This is a genomic window from Drancourtella sp. An12, from assembly GCF_002160935.1.
Taxonomy (GTDB): domain Bacteria; phylum Bacillota; class Clostridia; order Lachnospirales; family Lachnospiraceae; genus Sellimonas; species Sellimonas catena.
This window is the reverse complement of sequence record NZ_NFLO01000014.1, coordinates 46,163-62,218: the sequence shown is the minus strand read 5'-3', so window position 1 is coordinate 62,218 and position 16,056 is coordinate 46,163. Positions and strand designations below refer to the sequence as shown.

The 16,056-nt window shown below is 50.1% G+C and carries 20 protein-coding genes; 5 read left to right on the top strand and 15 right to left on the bottom strand.

Features of this window, described 5'->3' with window-relative positions; all coding sequences use genetic code 11:
• Positions 1-191: 191 nt before the first annotated feature.
• Positions 192-1,400, top strand: a complete 1,209-nt coding sequence (locus B5E64_RS12280) for an IS110 family transposase (protein WP_087168785.1) — start codon at positions 192-194, stop codon at positions 1,398-1,400.
• Positions 1,401-1,600: 200 nt separating this feature from the next.
• Here B5E64_RS12280 and B5E64_RS12275 read toward each other — a convergent pair whose 3' ends face one another.
• The 10 genes from B5E64_RS12275 to B5E64_RS12225 all read right to left on the bottom strand — a co-directional run bounded on the left by B5E64_RS12275 (position 1,601) and on the right by B5E64_RS12225 (position 7,587).
• Positions 1,601-2,020 carry a DUF4313 domain-containing protein gene (locus tag B5E64_RS12275; protein ID WP_087168784.1) on the bottom strand — a complete coding sequence of 140 codons (420 nt, stop codon included), beginning with the start codon at positions 2,018-2,020 and terminating at the stop codon, positions 1,601-1,603.
• A 12-nt stretch (positions 2,021-2,032) separates the two neighbouring features.
• Positions 2,033-2,344, bottom strand: coding sequence for a DUF5720 family protein (locus tag B5E64_RS12270; RefSeq protein WP_087168783.1), 312 nt, complete (start codon positions 2,342-2,344; stop codon positions 2,033-2,035).
• A 22-nt stretch (positions 2,345-2,366) separates the two neighbouring features.
• The gene (locus tag B5E64_RS12265; protein WP_087168782.1) at positions 2,367-3,113 is read right to left on the bottom strand and encodes a phage antirepressor KilAC domain-containing protein; all 747 of its coding nucleotides are present in this window, start codon (positions 3,111-3,113) and stop codon (positions 2,367-2,369) included.
• 34 nt (positions 3,114-3,147) lie between these two features.
• Positions 3,148-4,017: a DUF6017 domain-containing protein gene (locus B5E64_RS12260; protein WP_002594506.1), complete on the bottom strand. Its 870-nt coding sequence runs from the start codon at positions 4,015-4,017 to the stop codon at positions 3,148-3,150.
• Positions 4,018-4,084: 67 nt separating this feature from the next.
• Positions 4,085-4,270, bottom strand: coding sequence for a hypothetical protein (locus B5E64_RS12255; protein ID WP_008982210.1), 186 nt, complete (start codon positions 4,268-4,270; stop codon positions 4,085-4,087).
• 29 nt (positions 4,271-4,299) lie between these two features.
• Positions 4,300-4,575, bottom strand: a complete 276-nt coding sequence (locus tag B5E64_RS12250) for a DUF5720 family protein (protein ID WP_008982209.1) — start codon at positions 4,573-4,575, stop codon at positions 4,300-4,302.
• Between the two features lie 12 nt (positions 4,576-4,587).
• Positions 4,588-5,514 carry a ParB/RepB/Spo0J family partition protein gene (locus tag B5E64_RS12245; protein WP_087168781.1) on the bottom strand — a complete coding sequence of 309 codons (927 nt, stop codon included), beginning with the start codon at positions 5,512-5,514 and terminating at the stop codon, positions 4,588-4,590.
• The gene (locus B5E64_RS12240; RefSeq protein WP_087168780.1) at positions 5,471-6,292 is read right to left on the bottom strand and encodes a ParA family protein; all 822 of its coding nucleotides are present in this window, start codon (positions 6,290-6,292) and stop codon (positions 5,471-5,473) included. The genes B5E64_RS12245 and B5E64_RS12240 overlap by 44 nt, the downstream gene beginning before the upstream one ends.
• Before the next feature lie 736 nt (positions 6,293-7,028).
• Positions 7,029-7,331, bottom strand: coding sequence for a type II toxin-antitoxin system RelE/ParE family toxin (locus B5E64_RS12230; RefSeq protein ID WP_087168779.1), 303 nt, complete (start codon positions 7,329-7,331; stop codon positions 7,029-7,031).
• Positions 7,324-7,587 carry a type II toxin-antitoxin system prevent-host-death family antitoxin gene (locus B5E64_RS12225; RefSeq protein WP_087168778.1) on the bottom strand — a complete coding sequence of 88 codons (264 nt, stop codon included), beginning with the start codon at positions 7,585-7,587 and terminating at the stop codon, positions 7,324-7,326. The genes B5E64_RS12230 and B5E64_RS12225 overlap by 8 nt, the downstream gene beginning before the upstream one ends.
• A 203-nt stretch (positions 7,588-7,790) precedes the next feature.
• Here B5E64_RS12225 and B5E64_RS18780 point away from each other — a divergent pair, with 203 nt between their 5' ends.
• Positions 7,791-8,123, top strand: coding sequence for a Fic family protein (locus tag B5E64_RS18780; RefSeq protein WP_306751084.1), 333 nt, complete (start codon positions 7,791-7,793; stop codon positions 8,121-8,123).
• A 98-nt stretch (positions 8,124-8,221) separates the two neighbouring features.
• Here B5E64_RS18780 and B5E64_RS12215 read toward each other — a convergent pair whose 3' ends face one another.
• From B5E64_RS12215 to B5E64_RS12195, 5 genes are all read right to left on the bottom strand, one after another.
• Positions 8,222-9,433: a site-specific integrase gene (locus tag B5E64_RS12215; RefSeq protein ID WP_087168777.1), complete on the bottom strand. Its 1,212-nt coding sequence runs from the start codon at positions 9,431-9,433 to the stop codon at positions 8,222-8,224.
• Positions 9,434-9,576: 143 nt separating this feature from the next.
• Entirely contained in the window at positions 9,577-10,809 is a 1,233-nt protein-coding gene (locus B5E64_RS12210) for a site-specific integrase (RefSeq protein WP_087168776.1), read from the bottom strand.
• A gap of 61 nt (positions 10,810-10,870) precedes the next feature.
• Positions 10,871-11,107: a helix-turn-helix domain-containing protein gene (locus tag B5E64_RS12205; protein WP_044933357.1), complete on the bottom strand. Its 237-nt coding sequence runs from the start codon at positions 11,105-11,107 to the stop codon at positions 10,871-10,873.
• A 9-nt stretch (positions 11,108-11,116) separates the two neighbouring features.
• Positions 11,117-11,647, bottom strand: a complete 531-nt coding sequence (locus tag B5E64_RS12200) for a type II toxin-antitoxin system PemK/MazF family toxin (protein ID WP_087168775.1) — start codon at positions 11,645-11,647, stop codon at positions 11,117-11,119.
• An 854-nt stretch (positions 11,648-12,501) separates the two neighbouring features.
• Positions 12,502-12,900, bottom strand: coding sequence for a helix-turn-helix transcriptional regulator (locus B5E64_RS12195; protein ID WP_087168774.1), 399 nt, complete (start codon positions 12,898-12,900; stop codon positions 12,502-12,504).
• Between the two features lie 760 nt (positions 12,901-13,660).
• On the opposite strand from B5E64_RS12195, the gene B5E64_RS12190 reads away from it, so the two are divergent.
• From B5E64_RS12190 to B5E64_RS12180, 3 genes are all read left to right on the top strand, one after another.
• Positions 13,661-14,002: a hypothetical protein gene (locus B5E64_RS12190; protein WP_087168773.1), complete on the top strand. Its 342-nt coding sequence runs from the start codon at positions 13,661-13,663 to the stop codon at positions 14,000-14,002.
• Positions 13,996-14,352 carry an IS66 family insertion sequence element accessory protein TnpB gene (tnpB, locus tag B5E64_RS12185; protein WP_087168772.1) on the top strand — a complete coding sequence of 119 codons (357 nt, stop codon included), beginning with the start codon at positions 13,996-13,998 and terminating at the stop codon, positions 14,350-14,352. The genes B5E64_RS12190 and tnpB overlap by 7 nt, the downstream gene beginning before the upstream one ends.
• 141 nt (positions 14,353-14,493) lie before the next feature.
• On the top strand, positions 14,494-15,999 hold the full coding sequence (locus tag B5E64_RS12180; RefSeq protein ID WP_162610186.1) for an IS66 family transposase: 1,506 nt from the start codon (positions 14,494-14,496) through the stop codon (positions 15,997-15,999).
• The last annotated feature ends 57 nt before the right edge of the window (positions 16,000-16,056 follow it).

The following is a 16,056-nucleotide window of genomic DNA, read 5'->3' as shown; positions in this document are numbered from 1 at the left end:
ACTGGCTGACCCTTGCCTCCTTGGGCTTTTATGTCCGTTGGAAAGACTGTTAGCCATCCTCTTGTTGCAGCGTTCGATTTGAGCAGGTTGAGCCACCGGATACCGGAGAGTTCGTGTCACCCAATAGATTGAATCGGCAGCGAGAAAAGATGGATTTCCGGTTGCAGATTCTTTGTATTGGAGGAATGTGAATGAACTGCGTTGGCATCGATGTTTCCAAAGGCAAGAGCATGATTGCAGTCATGCGGCCCTTCGGAGAGGTAGTGGTTTCACCCTTTGAAGTGCGCCACACCGCCAGCGAACTGAGCGAGCTGGCAAGGCTGCTCAAAAACCTGGACGGTGAGACCCGTGTGGTGATGGAATCCACGGGCAATTACCATGCGCCGGTGGCCTGGCTACTCCACGGCGCGGGGCTTTATGTCTCCGTAGTCAATGCAATGCTGGTGCACGACTACGGGAACAACAGTTTAAGACGGGGCAAGACCGACAAGAAGGATGCCGTGAAGCTGGCCAACTACGGCCTTGACCACTGGCTCACACTTCCGAGATATGTTCCGGAAGAGGACACCCGGCTCATGCTGAAGACCTGCTACCGGCAGTACCAGCAGTATTCCAAAGTACAGACCATGCTGAAAAACAACCTGATCTCCCTGCTGGACACCGCTTTCCCAGACGCAAACCGCCTGTTTACCAGTCCGCCCCGCGCCGATGGCAGTGAGAAGTGGGTGGACTTTGTCGCCACTTTTTGGCATTGCGAGTGTGTCTGTGGTCTGTCTAAGAAAGCCTTTACCGCCAAGTACCAGAAGTGGTGCAGAAAGCACGGCTACAATTTCAGCCAAGATAAGGCGTTGGATATTTATGCCTCTGCCTGTGGACGCTTCGGTGTCATGCCGAAAACAAATACGGCAAAACTTTTGGTAGAACAGGCCATTTCCCAACTCCAGACAACTTCCGCCGCATTAGCTGCTCTCAAGCAGGAGATGCAGTCTCTGGCAGCTTCTCTGCCGGAGTATCCTGTAGTGATGGGAATGTTTGGTGTTGGCCCTACACTCGGCCCCCAACTCATAGCTGAAATTGGCGATGTGCGCCGTTTTCATTCCAAGAAAGCGCTGGTGGCCTTTGCAGGCATTGACGCCCCGCCCTACCAATCTGGCCAAATAGATGTCCGCAGCCGCAGCATTTCCAAGAGGGGATCTGCCTCACTGCGCAGGACACTTTTCCTGGTGATGGGCGTCCTCCTGCAATGCGCTCCAATGGATGAGCCGGTCTACCAGTTCATGAACAAGAAACGCTCTGAGGGCAAGCCATACCGTGTCTACATGATGGCATCCGCCAACAAGTTCTTGCGTATCTACTACGCTTCTGTGAAAGCCTATTTGGATTCCCTGGAACACGACTGATTTCCCTGCGTTATGCCATCTGGCTGGCCGCCGTTTCGATTTTGAGTTGCTCAGCGGCTTGATTTTGTGTTGCCTTTTTCGCTGCTCCCAAAACCTGAAATTTCTACTTGACTTTTGTTAGCAGGTCTTTCCACGAAGTTTGCAGGGGTGGTGCATTTATTTCTAAGGCGGGACCACCAGGCGCCGGAGAAAATATTTCTTCATCGCTCCATCCCGCGGCTCTTTTTCTTTACCGGTTTCTTATCCGGCAGATTCCACACTTCCCGAAACTCTGCCACACCTTTGGGATCAAATGCCTTCAACTTCTCCAGCTCAAAGGCAACAGCAGAATATTTCCCATAACCGGACTGCACCTGATAGGGAAGCACCTTCCCCAATTTGTTCTCTTTGATGAATCGCAGCAAGTCCTTGCTGATGTCACCGGAAATAAACGCCTCTCCGGGGTCCAGGGAATACCCCGGAAGGTTCACCGTCATATCTGCAAACGGTTCTGCTCCATCTTCTGTATGGGTAATCATGCCGATATAAAGCCGCTGATTATTCGCATACATCCCAAGTTGCAGCGATATGGTTTCTTCCCCATATTCCCACTTGAAGGGTACTTTCTTTTCCTCATTCATATCGGATACCTCCTATCGTATCTGTTCTTTGTGGTCATAAAACAAATCTCCATTTCTGACCTTTGCATGGTTGAGAATCTTGATCTGCCCCTTTGCCTGACTGTCCAGAGCTTTTTCATAGCCTATATCTGACAAAAACAGGCGGGTGCGTTCTCCTTTCCAGCCCACCGGGGAGTCATGCGTCAGCACATCAAAAATAATCATGTGCCGCGTGTTCTCCGCAAATCGCTGGAAATCCATGTAGTCATGACCGTGATAGTTCTGCGCCCCGGCTTTCTGGCGCATTTCCTCCATCAGTTGACCGATTGTTTTGCCTTCCTGCATAAAACCCACTTCCTTTCTGTTCTTATGAGACCAGCAAGATCATCTCCCGCAGCTGGGCAAAGTAGAGCTTGCCCTGGGGCGTGACCAGCGTGTAGGAACCGGTATGGCCGTGGTTGCAGTAGTCTTTGACGCAAAACAGCCCTGCATTTTTCACATTGGCATAAGGTAGCACATTGCCGGATGCCGTGCGGTACACAAAACGCCGTTCTATCAGAAACCGAACAAACCGGCGCTCCGGGACATCCAACTCTTTGGCGGTAGTCCTGAGATTGGTGCTGTGCTTTAAGTCGATGAACAGGTCATAGAAAGCGGCTTTGCCCTCCAGCTGTGCATTTTCCTTACGCAGAGAAATATTCGCTTCACGCTCAGCCAACAAGTCTGAGCAGAGCTTCATCAGAGCTTCCGGGGAAGTGGCAACCTCCCACAACTTCTCTTTTGTGAGATAGGCCCCGTGCTTACGAATGGTAGGCAGGACCTCATCGAACACCCACCGTTCAAACCGTTCTGCCGATGGCAATTTGCTGTGAACGATCAGGCGGTACAAATCTCCTTCGGGGATAAAAGTCATACTGATTTTGCGGTCGGGGCTTTGTGGGTGAGGTGCGTCGCGTTTCACGACATACCTACAATGGCGGATAATTGCATCGCGGGGATTGCTGTACCCCAGCGCAGCGGCCACATCCGTTCCGCAGAACAGGTATTTGCCGTTTTCTTCGATGACCCGGATACTGCCAAACTCCGGGTTTTTGAAAATTTCCATCTGGTTCATGTCGTGCCTCCTTTGGCATGATAAAAGGCGGCCTTTACCAGCCGCCTGCGTGCATATCGTGGTTGACCAATGAAGTGAAGTGATTGTTCATGGTGGTAGGCGCATTGAACAGCACTGCAAGCAGGTACTGCTTCATGTTGCGTACCTGGGTGGTATTCTTTTGCAGACAGTCCATGACAAACTCGATGTGGGAGCTGTCCAGTTTCAAAAAACGGGAACGCACGATCTCGTGAGGGAAGTCTGCCCCAGAGATCCGGGTGGTCTTTCGTTTGGCACAGACCGTTTCGACCAACAGCTCTACGATCTCATTCAGGTCATCCAGGTAGAGAGGATAACGCTGCTTCAAGCAGTCATACTCGATATTCTCCAAAATCAACTCCCGATAATTTTCTATCTCTGTGACAGACATCGCATCCCTTCCTTTCCGTTCCGGCGGTCTTGCCGCCGCTGTTTCCCGGAAGGGAATGGAATCGGTACTTGATCCATAAGTAATTGATTTTTCTGTATTTGATTTCTCTATATTTAATTCTGCGGGCTTTTCCGTATCCGGTTTTACCATATCCGGGTTTTCCGTATCTGGTGAAGCCGTATCCGGCTGGGACATATCTGGCTGGGGCTGTTCATAAATAACATACTCGGTATCTGTAATCCGCCCACTTTTATCGCGTCTCTGGTGGCGCACGATATATCCGGCTCCTTCCAGTTCACGCAGGGCAGCACCGATGGCATCCACGCCCTCCTTACAGATCTTTGCAAGGCCACGGGTGGTGTAATTCCAGTCCTCTGGCAAAGACAGCATCATGGAAAGCAGCCCCTTGGCTTTTAACGACAGGTTTGCATTTCGTAAATGATGATTGCTCATCACAGTGTAATCACGGGTCCGTTCAATGCGAAAAACGGCCATCGACCTCACTCCTTCCGAATTTTGGGTACAAAAAAACCGCAATCCTCATTTCAAAGAATTGCGGTGTTCAACGCTTTTCAAATTTTCTTGCATAAAACCAAAACAGCGGCTTTTGGGGACGCGCCTCTGTAAATGGCTCCTCCTGGGCGAAAGGAAGTGTTTGCATCACGCGGTCAATATCCGTTGAATCCATGTCATGCTGAGATTTGCAATCTTCCCGGATTGCTTCTTGAATTTCCTTTACCGTACACATAGTCATTCCTTTCCTTTCGTTGTATGGGTTTATGAGCGGCGGCGTTTTCCTGGTTTGAAATCGAGGATATGTCCCTCAATCACACGAGCGTAACGCTTGATCTTGATCTCCCGGCGCTGCTGGCTTTGCAGGGCGGCCTGATACCCGTCCTCAGTCAAAAACAGCCGCATTTCATCTCCGGGGCTGCCGTAAGGAGTGCTGGGACGCAGGACGGAAAACTCGATCATCCAGCGGGTGTTATCCCAAAACCTCTCTACGGCGAGAATGTTGTGTCCTTTCAGCTCACGGGCTGAAATATCCCTCATAGGCGGCTCCTTTCATCGTTCCTGGTCTCTCTGACGCTTTTTCTGCCATGCCTCCAGCAGCTTGATGATGGTTTCCTGCATCCGCTGGGGCGTATAGCTTTTAGGGAAATACTTCCGCAAAGTGTCAGAGGTAAATGTCACTCGGTCCAGATCACTTTTCTTTTCCTCACCCATGATGACACGCATCATATCGAGGGTTAGATGCCCCTCCTGGCTGTATTTCTTGAGCCGCTGGGCTTGGGAAAGGGAAGGGGTAGCCTGTTCGCTGTCCATCGCGTCCAGCAGGTCTACCTGTTCCTCCTTTTTGAGAAAGGACAGCTCATAGGCAGGGTTCAGGGCAATCTTCTTTTCATCTACCATATCCATCAATTCAGGAATCAGCTCTGTCAGACGGATATAGCGCTGAACTTGATTTCTGCTTGAACCAGCCTGCTGAGCCAATATTTCATCGGCTCTCAACTTCGTCCCAACTTGGGACGAAGTTAAATCAACTCGCTCTCCCTGATGTTTCATGGCATCCAGCTTCATCTTGTAGGCAAAGGCTCTTTCACTTGGGAGCAAGCTTTCTCGTTGCAAATTGCTGTCAACCATAATGATCGTGGCGGCATCATCATCCAAATCCCGAACAATGACCGGCATGGTCTCCTTTTCTGCCAGTTCACTGGCTCTGTGCCGCCTGTGTCCGGCTACCAGCTCATAACCGCCCTCCGGGTCCGGTCGGGCAATGGCCGGAACCAGAACGCCATACTGCTTGATACTGTCAGCAGTCTCCATCATGGCTTCGTCATCCTTGACTTTGAATGGGTGGTTCTTAAACGGATGCAGTTCAGACAACGGAATTTCCTGAATCTTTTCCAGCTTTGCATCCTGGCGGCCTTCTTCGGTGGAAAACAGATCATCTACCGAGGCCAGCTCTATTTTTTTCGCGCTGCTTTTCAAGTTTCAACACCTCCTTCGTCAGATTTTTGTAACCCTCAGCCACCTTGCCGCCGGGATCATGGGCAAAAATGCTTTTTCCCTCGGCGCTGATTTCCTTTGCCCGGACAGAATGGGGGATCTCTGTGCCGAATACTTTGATCTTGCTGCCATAGGTCTCCCGCAGGAGCGCGGAGATCTCTTTGGCAAAGTTGGTTCGGCTGTCCACCATCGTCAGCAGGATACCGTCTATCTGGAGCTTGGGGTTGATCTGCCGCTTTACCTTGTTTACCGTGGAGAGCAGCTGTTCCAGCCCTTTGGCGGGCAGATACTCCGCCTGAACGGGAATAATGATCCTGTTCGCAGCGGCTAGCGCATTGACCGTGAGCATCCCCAGGGAGGGCTGACAGTCGATGAGGATATGGGAGTATTGCCCCTTCAGCGTGTCCAGATATTGCCGCAAGATAGTCTCACGGCTCATAGCATTTACCAGGGATACCTCCATACCGGATAACTGGATGTCCGCAGGCATCAGGTCTACGCCCTCAGAGTGGTGCAGGATACCCTCGCCGGGACGGAGCGGCTCATCCATCAGGATGCGTCCCATAGCGTCCGACAGCGTAAAGGGCAGCTTGTCCGGCTGGGGATTGCCCAGGCTGATCGTCAGGCTTCCTTGCGGGTCTCCGTCGATCAGCAGAACTTTCTTTCCAGCCTGCGCCAAACCGATTCCAAGATTGGCACAGGTGGTGGTTTTGCCAACGCCGCCCTTCTGGTTGGCAATGGCAATGATTTGCGTGTTCATTGACTTCACCTCATTTCTAATTGTTGCTGTTGCTTCTGGAAATAGAAAAAGCCGCCACTCCAAAATAAAAAGTGAAGTGACGGCTCTTTCTATCGCCGGAATACGAGTTCCTGAAATGAAAAAAGCACCCAGTCATTTTATACTGAGTGCTGTATCAAATTCATATTCAATTATTCAAATTAGGTCAAACTATGCCAAACTGCCACAGCCCAAAACGAGGGGAAGGCAGGCTGAAAAGCACCTCCAAAAACACCCCAAAAATCGGCTCTTGGTTGTCCTATAATTTAACCACTAACCCCTTTTTTTACCCCCATTTTTGCCGGTTGTCCTATATTTAACCACTAAAAATTGGGTGAAAGCGGCTCTCGATTTGCCAAATTTGGTCAAACCATATCAGCCCGTTTAGATACAGTAAAACCCCGGAAAACCTTGATTTTCCGGGGTTTTTGAACCATTTTGATACGGTTTGAACAGCAGATTATCTCTTGCTGAACTGAGGCGCGCGACGAGCTGCCTTGAGACCGTACTGGCGTACAGTTTAGCGCCGGTTTTCCTTGATATTACGGGCTTTTTGGGCCCTGCCCTCAAATGTTGCCCCAGTATTTAATCATAAAAATGGGGGGCCGGAATCTGCGTTTATTCTCATCTGTGACGCTCAACTGTTCGTAGCTTGGAGGCTGCTTCCGAGTCGTTGTATACCGGCATAAAATGCGTTTTGCGTAATCCATTATTCAATTCAAAATTCACTTGGGGAATAGCGAACCGTCACCACGATCACGGTTTTCTTTGCTTCATCAATCCGAAAAACGGCGGTGTAATTCTCCACAAAAAGCTGTCGGTATCCTCGGTTGGCGTAAGCCCCTCGTCTCCGTTCCGGGCAGCGGTAGGGCATCGTTTCCAAAGACAGGATGGCGTCCTCGATTCTGCCCACCAGTTTAAGAGCCGTCCCCGGCTCCAGCAGTGTGTGGGCGATGTAATCGTAGATGCCGTCCAAATCCCGCAGCGCCCGGCTCATCAGTTTGACGCTGTATTTATCCAAAATGCTTCCTCCTTAAAGAAGCCAGCGCCTCCCTTGCGTCATGGAGCTGCCCGTCCCGCTCAAACTCAGCCTCTGCTTCTGAAATCGCAGTGTCCATCTCTGCATTTTCCACCATTGCCTCGTAGGTTTCGATACTCATCACCACCAGATCGCCATACCCGTTCTTCGTGATGAATACCGGCTCCCGGCGGGCATGGCAGAGATCCGAAATCTCGTTGGTGTTGCGAAGGTCTGTAATCGGTCTGATCTGCGGCATATCGCCACCTCCTTTCCTTTGCATATTATTATAACATAATTATGTGCAAAAATATAGGGGCAAGGCAAAAAGTTTACAAAGATTTTTGGGGGACGCCTCCTGCTCTGTCACGCCCTGGTAACAGGGCAGGATGCCCCACTTTTTGATGATATAAATACAAAAAGCTCTACTCCGGCGGAACCCCGGAATTTATCGAGGGCGATGTGTTCCGTACCGTGGTTCCGCTGGCACCGATTGCCGTGGAAAAGGTCGGGCCGCAGGATGTGACCCAAGTGGAGACCCAAGTGAGGACCCAAGTGAGGACCCAAGTCGCCACCCAAGTTACCACCCAAGTTGCCATTTTGGCATTTTGCAAAGAGCCGCGATCCAAGGCGGAAATCATGGAACATTGCGGATATAAAAACACAAAGAATTTTACACAAATCCACCTTCGTCCTTTGATGGAAAGCGGACAACTTCAAATGACGATTCCAGATAAGCCACGGAGCCGTAACCAGAAGTATGTGACCGTACAAAAAGCTGTATCAGAAAATTAACCCCAATCAGGGTGCCGGAGGGATTGTATGCTCCAGCACCCTGATTTTTATGCATTATGAATTGGGATGGACTACTTTCATACAAAAATCCGTATACCTTAAGCGCCAGCAGATGGGGCAAATGCAGCGTTCACAACACTTAAAAGCTGTTCTGGCTTGTTGTATTTTACTTGAGCGTAGATGTCCATCGTTGTCTTGCTGTTTTCATGCCCAGCAAGATATTGGACAGTTTTCGGATCAACGCCTGCGTACAGCAGGTTAGTAATATAGGTGTGACGAAGTTGATGTGGGGTCACATCAAAGTCAATGGCATACACCAACTTCGGGTTATTTTTCTGATGACTGCCAGGGGTGGGCGTTACCGTACACTTCACGCACTGGCCATTTACATACTTATAATAGTTATGGGGTTTCGTAGAGCGAACGGTTACATATTTCCATACCCGCTGAAACTGCGAAGATGAAAGAGGATTTCCATTTCTGTCAGCAACCACATATTCCGATTCGGTTTTCTCTTTCACTTCCCGCAGGCAGTCTGTCAAACACTTTGGGATCGGAATATCTCTCCGAGCCGCCTTCGTTTTCAGCGTTGTGGAAATCACCGGCCTGTTATTTTCTGAGCGCCATGCTCTCCGTACAGAGATGTACGGCGTAGGAACATCCAGAAATACGCAGTCCCATTGCAGTCCCAGAATTTCTTCGCGCCGCAGACCGGAATATAAAGCGATCATTATAAAGGTATAGGGTGGAAGTCCTCGGACAGTATCTAAAAGCAGCTTCACTTGCTCATCCGTCAAGGCATTTATCTTTTTCCCCGGTTTTCCCCCTTTGGCCGAGAGTCCCTCACAGGGATTATATTCAAGTAACTGGCTTCGCTCTGCCGAATAAAAGACACATTTCAGGAGCATATTTACCTTACTATACAATCCAGCAGATTTTGAAGCCAATGGAATCATCGCAAGCCGAATATCGTCTGCAGTCACATCCTCAAGATACATATCGCCTAAAGGCTTGACAATATAGTTGTTCATGGTCTGGGTATATCCTCTCAACGTGCCGGAAGATACCTTTGCCGACTGCATAAGCAGCCACTTCTCGCAATACTCTGCCACCGTTGGATGTTTTCTGCGAAAAACCGCCTCCTCTACCTGACGTCGGGCCTCCATCTCCTTTAACTGGAGTTCCTCGCAGGTTTCAGCATACAAATCTACCCTCTTTCCATCGGCATCGGTGATCCGAGTCCTGTAATATTGAATCCCTCTCCGCATGGTAGTGCCATACCGGGGAACATTTTCTTGCTTTTTCGCCATGATTTCAGTTCCTTTCTATTTAATATGTATTTCAGCGCCGATACCTTCTTTATACTGAAAAACCATGGCTCAATCAAAGGTGCGATTCTGTAAAACGCAAAGGGCGGGGAACACTCCCCGCCCTTTATGCGTTTTCTGTCTGGTTATTGTGCCGCTTCGTATTCACCGCCATCCCATTCTGCAAAGGCTCCGCTTAAAACTCCTGCCAGTTGCTCCGGCTTGTTGTACTTTACCTTCGCATAAATGTCCATCGTGATCTTACTGCTCTCATGGCCAGCCAAGTATTGAACTGTTTTCGGGTCTACCGAAGCATGAATCAAATTTGTGATGTAGGTATGACGAAGCATGTGTGGCGTAACCTCAAAATCCAAGCTATATACCACATGCCCATTGTTCCGGGCTTTCTCTCCCAGCTTCGGGTAAAGCATATACTTCACATATTTCCCATCCACAAGTTTGCGGGCTATCCTCGGTTTTGCTGTCCGTGTCACAATATACTGCCAAAGACGCTTAAACTGCGTATAAGACAACGGCTCTCCATCCTGGTTGGCAATTACATAGTCTGATGTCGATTTTTTCTTTGCCTCTTTCAAGCACTCTGCCAAACGATCCGGGAGAGGGATATTCCGCTCCGCAGCCTTCGTTTTTAACTCTGTGAGAATGACCGGCCTGTTATGTTCCGTGTGCCACGCCCGCCGGACCGTCAAATACGGCGCATCTGTATCCAGATATACCGAATCCCATTGCAGCGCAAGGATTTCTTCCCGCCGCAGCCCAGCATACAGGCCAATCATCACAAATACATAGGGCGGCAACCCGCGAATGGCGTCCAAAAGCCGTTCTACCTGTTCATCCGTCAAAGCCTGCCGCTCCTCCTGCGGAACGCCTCCACCTTTTGCTTCAAGGTATATCGTCGGGTTTGTATCAATCACATGGCTTTCCTTGGCCGCCCGGAAAATAGACTTGTAGAGGATTACCACGGACTTATAGACTGAAGCAGACTTTTTAGAGACTGGCACAAGGGCAACCTGGATGTCATCCAGGGTTACATCGGCCATTCGTTTCTCACCCAGCTCCTTGATAATATGCCGCCGCACCTTGGATGTATAATCAATTAATGTGGTGGCACGGACATGGACAGACTGCATCAGAAGCCACTTTTCACAATACTCGGCAACCGTGGGGGATTTACGCCGGAATGTGGCGTTGTCGATTTGCTCAAGAGCCGCCATTTCCTTGTCGTAAACTTCCTCGCGGGTTTTTCCGTAAAGAATCACCCGTTTGCCATCTGCGTCCTCAATATCTGTTTTGTAATACTCATGCCCATTTATCTGGACTTTGCTGTACCTGGGAATTCGTTTTCTTTTTGCTGCCATTTTTCTACCTCCAAATGCAATCAGTGTTGTATCTTTGTTTTACCAAAACCGCACGATTTGCTCAAAGGTGCGATTTGTTTCCTCGCACATTTCGGTAGGTTGCTTTCTTTTCCACAGGTTTTGCCCGATAGGTGCATTTAGCAACATATTCCTGAAGGTAGGCAGAAGTGAAATATACGCACCCATTCGGTACATATTGAATATAGGAAATCAAACCGCTGTTTCTGGCTTCATCCAAGGTGGCAAGGCTGATTCCCAACAATTTTGCCGCCTCCTTACGAGTAATCAGCTTTTCCATATCCAATCTTCACTTCCTTTCCTTCTTTTTAACTACTTCATAATCAAAACCAGGCCGCTGGCCACAGTAGGTGCAGATGTCCTTTTCCACCCGGCCAGGGTGAACCCTGCGCAAATAATAAGAGCCTGTGCCGTAGAAGTTATTGGCACAGGCCGGACAAAGGCACATGATTAAGTTTTTCGGTGTTTCTTCGATCAATCCCACGCTGACAGCCAGAGCGCGGTTGAGCCGGCGGATATGCTGTTCCTCCAGATGTCCGATGTACGTTTCCAGCCGCCTTTTATCAATGGTGCGGAGCTGTTCCATCAGCACCAGAGAAGGCAGCTCCAGGCCGTTCTCTGCTTTGAGAAGGTAATGGGTGGGCAGCTTGGCCTTGGCGTCCACTTTGCTGGATATGGCCGCCACAATGACCGTGGGGCTGTACTTGTTTCCAGTATCGTTCTGAATAATCAGGACAGGGCGATAACCTTCCTGCTCGGAACCGATTCCCCGGCCCAAATCGGCATAGTACATATCGCCGCGATGATATGTTCTGTTCATGCTTTATGACCTCCCTTTGAAATGCAGGCGGCAGGTGCCGCCTATGTAGAGCCGAACAGCAGAACAGAATGAAGGCCGGGGAGTGATAAAACAATCCTCTTGTTTTCATTGGCCCGTCCTGCTGTACGGCCCGTATTTCAAAGGTGCTCCTATTTGTCCTCGACACCCCGAAGCACCGTGGTGGGAAGTCATCAAACGGCTGGCAGCTCACCAGCTCCACGGGGAATCTCACCCCTCGCGTGGTTCTCACGCAACCGCCCCCATTGCCTGCGACGGATCACGGCCGCAAACCGCTTCAACGCTCGGACGTTAGGCTGGACGGGAGTATCGCTCCGCTGCTGGTCATGGCCGTACCGGGAGCCGCCCGGTACTGGCAGCCTGCTGTTTCTCGCTCCTTGCCAGGAAGAACAAACCAAAGACCTACAATTTCTTTTTTCGGTGGTGTCTCGTTGTTTTCTCCCGACAGATCGCCGCGCAGCCGCTACCTGGGCTTTGGCTTTCGCCAAAGCAGCGGGAATGTGCTTGATGAATGGGTATGCAGTTTTCAAGGTGCTGTGAGGCCATAAAAAGAACCTCTCACCCTATTTGCCGTTGAGGGTGAGAGGTTGCACAACGATTATTCCAAAATTTTTTTGAGGGCCATCATTTTCCGAACATGAACAGCATTGCAGTACACGCCAGAACACCAGCCATATATTTCCATTTCACAAGTTATCTTGGTATTCTGATACCATCAGCAGTCCTCCTTCTGAAAAACGGCATAAGAAAAGCAGGAAACCTTTTAATTTCCTGCTCGGTGGCGGCTGGATATTTAATTTTGTATGGCTCGGATGGCTTTGCTAAATGATTAGTTATTAAGTACTTCCCCAAAACCATTCTATGTCGGGAAAAAACAAATGCAGAATAAATGATAAAATAACTATTCCCAGCAATATGACACCAACATAACAAAAGATTTTTACTAATTTTCTGGACTTGTTTTTTACATTTTCAACATCTAAATAAATAGACGCCACTTTCTCATCAGTTAAATTTTTATCGCGTATATCTTGAACATCAATATCTTTCACCAACTCATCCAAAGTCATATCAAAGTAGTCACTCAACATAACTAATCTTTGAAAATCCGGGTAAGATTGTCCAGATTCCCATTTAGAAATGGTTTGCCTCGAAACCTGAAGTTCCATTCCCAATTCCTCTTGCGATAAGCCTTTCGTTTTTCTAATGGACATAAGTTTCTCATTAAACTTCACTTGCAAAATCCTCCTTGCGTTTGTTGTATCAAGTATATAGTTTTCGGGTTTTACTGGCAAGCAAGAAGTGTTGGCAATTTGTCAATTCGCTGTAACATCTTGAAATTTAAGCGTTTTGAAAGTATAGGTAAACCTTTCAAGACATAAATGTAGTTATTTGTTGACACATACGCCTAACGGATAGGATAGTTCCTCCTGTGACAGCCCGGCTTCTTTCCGTAGCTTTTGTATTTTCCCCAAAGGTCATATCCGTGTCCGCCTTTCGCTATCAGCATACGATTTTTGCCGATAGCATACCACCAAAATACGGTTGCAACCGCAGAAATCAGTGCTTCTTTATATTCATTATGCTGTGGCAGATCACCTTTGGGAATGGATGAATTGTAAACTTACCAGACAGAAACAGGGGTTGGGGATATGCCCCAACAAGCAAAATCCCCGGCCCGGCAGGGGCAGCCGGGTCAGGGATTTGCCCGTATTTATAGGCTCTTTGGGATAATCAGGATTGCTCTATGGAGCCTTCCAACAAAGCTCTGAGCTTTTTAAGGACCTTCATTTTCCGAGCATGAACAGCATTGCGGTACACGCCAGAGAGCCAGCTATATATTGCCATTTCGCAAGTTGGTCTTGGTATTCTGGTAAGCGTAAAATAAACGGGCGCCTTGCCAGAAGAGAAAAACTCTGCCACACTATAAGAGTCTAAGGAAGTACACAGTAGTATCAGATAGTATTCAAGACTTTGAGATAGTGAGGTAACGGCATGGAGCAACTGGAGAGTTTGCAGAGAGTCAACCGGCAGCAGCGGCTGGCAGAATGGGGCCGGCGGGTGGAGGCCTGCCGGAACAGCGGGCTGACAGTAGTGCAGTGGTGCCAGGAAAATGGGATCGCAGTATCCACCTATTTTTCCTGGCAGAGGAAGGTGTTCCAGGCCTTGAAGGAAGTCCAGGAGGTAACCTTCGCAGAAGTGCCGGTCATGGAGGCTTCTCCATTCCCCGGGCACGTGGTAGCATCTCTGGAAATCAGTGGTGTGCAGATCCAGGTCTACGAGGGAGCGGATAAGAATACGCTGCAAGCACTACTCCAGGCGGCGAAGTCATGCTGAACGATTTCAACTGCAGCTGCCCCATTTACATTGCATGCGGATACACGGATCTGCGGCGGGGAATTGACGGACTGGCCAGTATCGTACAGTCTCAGTTTCAACTGGACCCCTTTCAGAGAAAGTTGTTCCTGTTCTGCGGCAGAAGACAAGACCGCATCAAGGGATTGTACTGGGAGGGAGACGGATTTCTCTTGCTGTATAAACGGCTGGAGAACGGAGCGTTCCAGTGGCCGCGAAACAAAGACGAGGTGCGGCAGCTGACGCCGCAGCAGTACCGCTGGCTGATGGAAGGACTGAAGACCGAGCAGCCAAAGGCAAACAAGGCGGTGTCCGGTTTGAGCATTCTCTAAAGCCGAAACGTGGCGAAAACACTGGCTTTTTAGACTGTTTTGTGGTATGATTTTCCCATGGAAAACAAGAAGAACACAGCCACAAACAACCCGGAAATAGTGACCCTCTCACGGGAGGAATATGAATCTCAGCAGGCACAATTGACTGAGTTAAAGCTCCAGAACCAATGGCTTCTGGAGCAGCTTGGACTTGCCAAGAAGCGTCAGTTTGGCGCGTCCTCCGAGCGGCTCCAAGAGGGCCTTATGGACCAGCTGTCTCTCATGGCCAATGAGGCGGAAGCCTATGCCTATGGGACCAAGAATGCCACAGCGGAGCAGGTGAAGGTGAAAGCCCACGCCCGGAAACGGCAGAGCGGCAATGTGCTGGACATTGTGCCGGAAGGAACCCCCACGGAAGTGGTGGAGCACCGGCTTTCCGAAGAGGAACGCATCTGCGATACCTGCGGCTCGGTGATGGAGGAGATCGGGAAAGAAGTCCGCCGGAGCCTGAAGATGGAACCGGCCCGGTTCTGGATTCAGGAAGATGTGTACTACACCTACGCCTGCAAGCAGTGCGAGGCGGAAACGGGGGAAGGAAATCTCCGAAAGACACCCAAAAAGCCCACATTCTGCCCTGGCAGTTTTGCCTCTCCGGAAGCAGCGGCCCACATTATGACCCAGAAATTTGTCATGTACTCGCCGCTGTACCGTCTGGAGCAGGAGTTTCAGAGGCAGGGGCTGAAGCTGTCCCGGCAGACCATGGCCAACTGGATCCTGCAGGCCTCAGACACCTGGCTGCGGCCTGTGTATGACGCACTGCACCGGAAGCTGTGCCAAGAAAGCGTACTGCACGGGGACGAAACCACACTGCAGGTGCTGAAGGAACCGGGCAGGACTTCTACAAGCAAGTCCTATATGTGGCTCTACCGGACCAGCGGCTGTGCCAAACAGCCCATTGTGCTGTATGAGTACCAGCCCAGCCGGAAGGCGGAGCATGCCCAAGCTTTTCTCAAGGACTTCTCCGGATGGCTCCACGCGGACGGCTACCAGGGCTACCACAAACTGCCGGAGAAGATCCGGGTGGTGGGCTGCTGGGCCCACGCCAGGAGAAAATTTGACGAGGCACTGCAGACACTGCCCAAGGAAAAACGGCAGGGTTCTCCGGCGGCAGTTGGCGAGTGCTATTGTACCAAGCTGTTTCAGCTGGAGGAAACCCTTTCTGAGTTGACAGCAGAAGAACGATACAACAAGCGTTTGGAACTGGAAAAACCAATTCTGGACGCTCTGTTGGCGTGGGCTGAGGATGCCAGTGCCAAGACGGCGCCCAAGTCTGCCCTGGGCAAGGCGTTGCACTATCTGCGAGAACAGTGGCCTTATCTGGTGCGCTATCTGGAGGACGGGAGGCTGGAGCTGTCCAACAACCGCGCAGAGCGCAGCATAAAGCCCTTTGTGATGGGCAGGAAGAATTGGCTATTCTCCAATACCCCGGCCGGGGCCCAGTCCAGCGCTGTGATTTACAGTCTGATTGAGACCGCAAAGGAGAACGACCTGGATCCTTACCGCTATCTGGTTTGGCTTCTCCACAATGCACCTGAACAGAGCCAAAAGGATGAGGATTGGCCGGAATTTTTCCTCCCTGTGAATGCACCGAAGGAATGCAGAAGCTAAAATCTAATGGAATCCCTGACCGCCATCTCAATGCCTGGCCGCTGAGGTGGCGGCCTT

Coding starts and splice junctions, on each gene's coding strand:
- B5E64_RS12280 (WP_087168785.1), top strand. CDS start 192: ATGAACTGCGTTGGCATCGATGTTTCCAAAGGCAAGAGCATGATTGCA.
- B5E64_RS12275 (WP_087168784.1), bottom strand. CDS start 2,020: ATGAATGAGGAAAAGAAAGTACCCTTCAAGTGGGAATATGGGGAAGAA.
- B5E64_RS12270 (WP_087168783.1), bottom strand. CDS start 2,344: ATGCAGGAAGGCAAAACAATCGGTCAACTGATGGAGGAAATGCGCCAG.
- B5E64_RS12265 (WP_087168782.1), bottom strand. CDS start 3,113: ATGAACCAGATGGAAATTTTCAAAAACCCGGAGTTTGGCAGTATCCGG.
- B5E64_RS12260 (WP_002594506.1), bottom strand. CDS start 4,017: ATGGCCGTTTTTCGCATTGAACGGACCCGTGATTACACTGTGATGAGC.
- B5E64_RS12255 (WP_008982210.1), bottom strand. CDS start 4,270: ATGTGTACGGTAAAGGAAATTCAAGAAGCAATCCGGGAAGATTGCAAA.
- B5E64_RS12250 (WP_008982209.1), bottom strand. CDS start 4,575: ATGAGGGATATTTCAGCCCGTGAGCTGAAAGGACACAACATTCTCGCC.
- B5E64_RS12240 (WP_087168780.1), bottom strand. CDS start 6,292: ATGAACACGCAAATCATTGCCATTGCCAACCAGAAGGGCGGCGTTGGC.
- B5E64_RS12225 (WP_087168778.1), bottom strand. CDS start 7,587: ATGCCGCAGATCAGACCGATTACAGACCTTCGCAACACCAACGAGATT.
- B5E64_RS12215 (WP_087168777.1), bottom strand. CDS start 9,433: ATGGCGAAAAAGCAAGAAAATGTTCCCCGGTATGGCACTACCATGCGG.
- B5E64_RS12210 (WP_087168776.1), bottom strand. CDS start 10,809: ATGGCAGCAAAAAGAAAACGAATTCCCAGGTACAGCAAAGTCCAGATA.
- B5E64_RS12205 (WP_044933357.1), bottom strand. CDS start 11,107: ATGGAAAAGCTGATTACTCGTAAGGAGGCGGCAAAATTGTTGGGAATC.
- B5E64_RS12200 (WP_087168775.1), bottom strand. CDS start 11,647: ATGAACAGAACATATCATCGCGGCGATATGTACTATGCCGATTTGGGC.
- B5E64_RS12190 (WP_087168773.1), top strand. CDS start 13,661: ATGGAGCAACTGGAGAGTTTGCAGAGAGTCAACCGGCAGCAGCGGCTG.
- tnpB (WP_087168772.1), top strand. CDS start 13,996: ATGCTGAACGATTTCAACTGCAGCTGCCCCATTTACATTGCATGCGGA.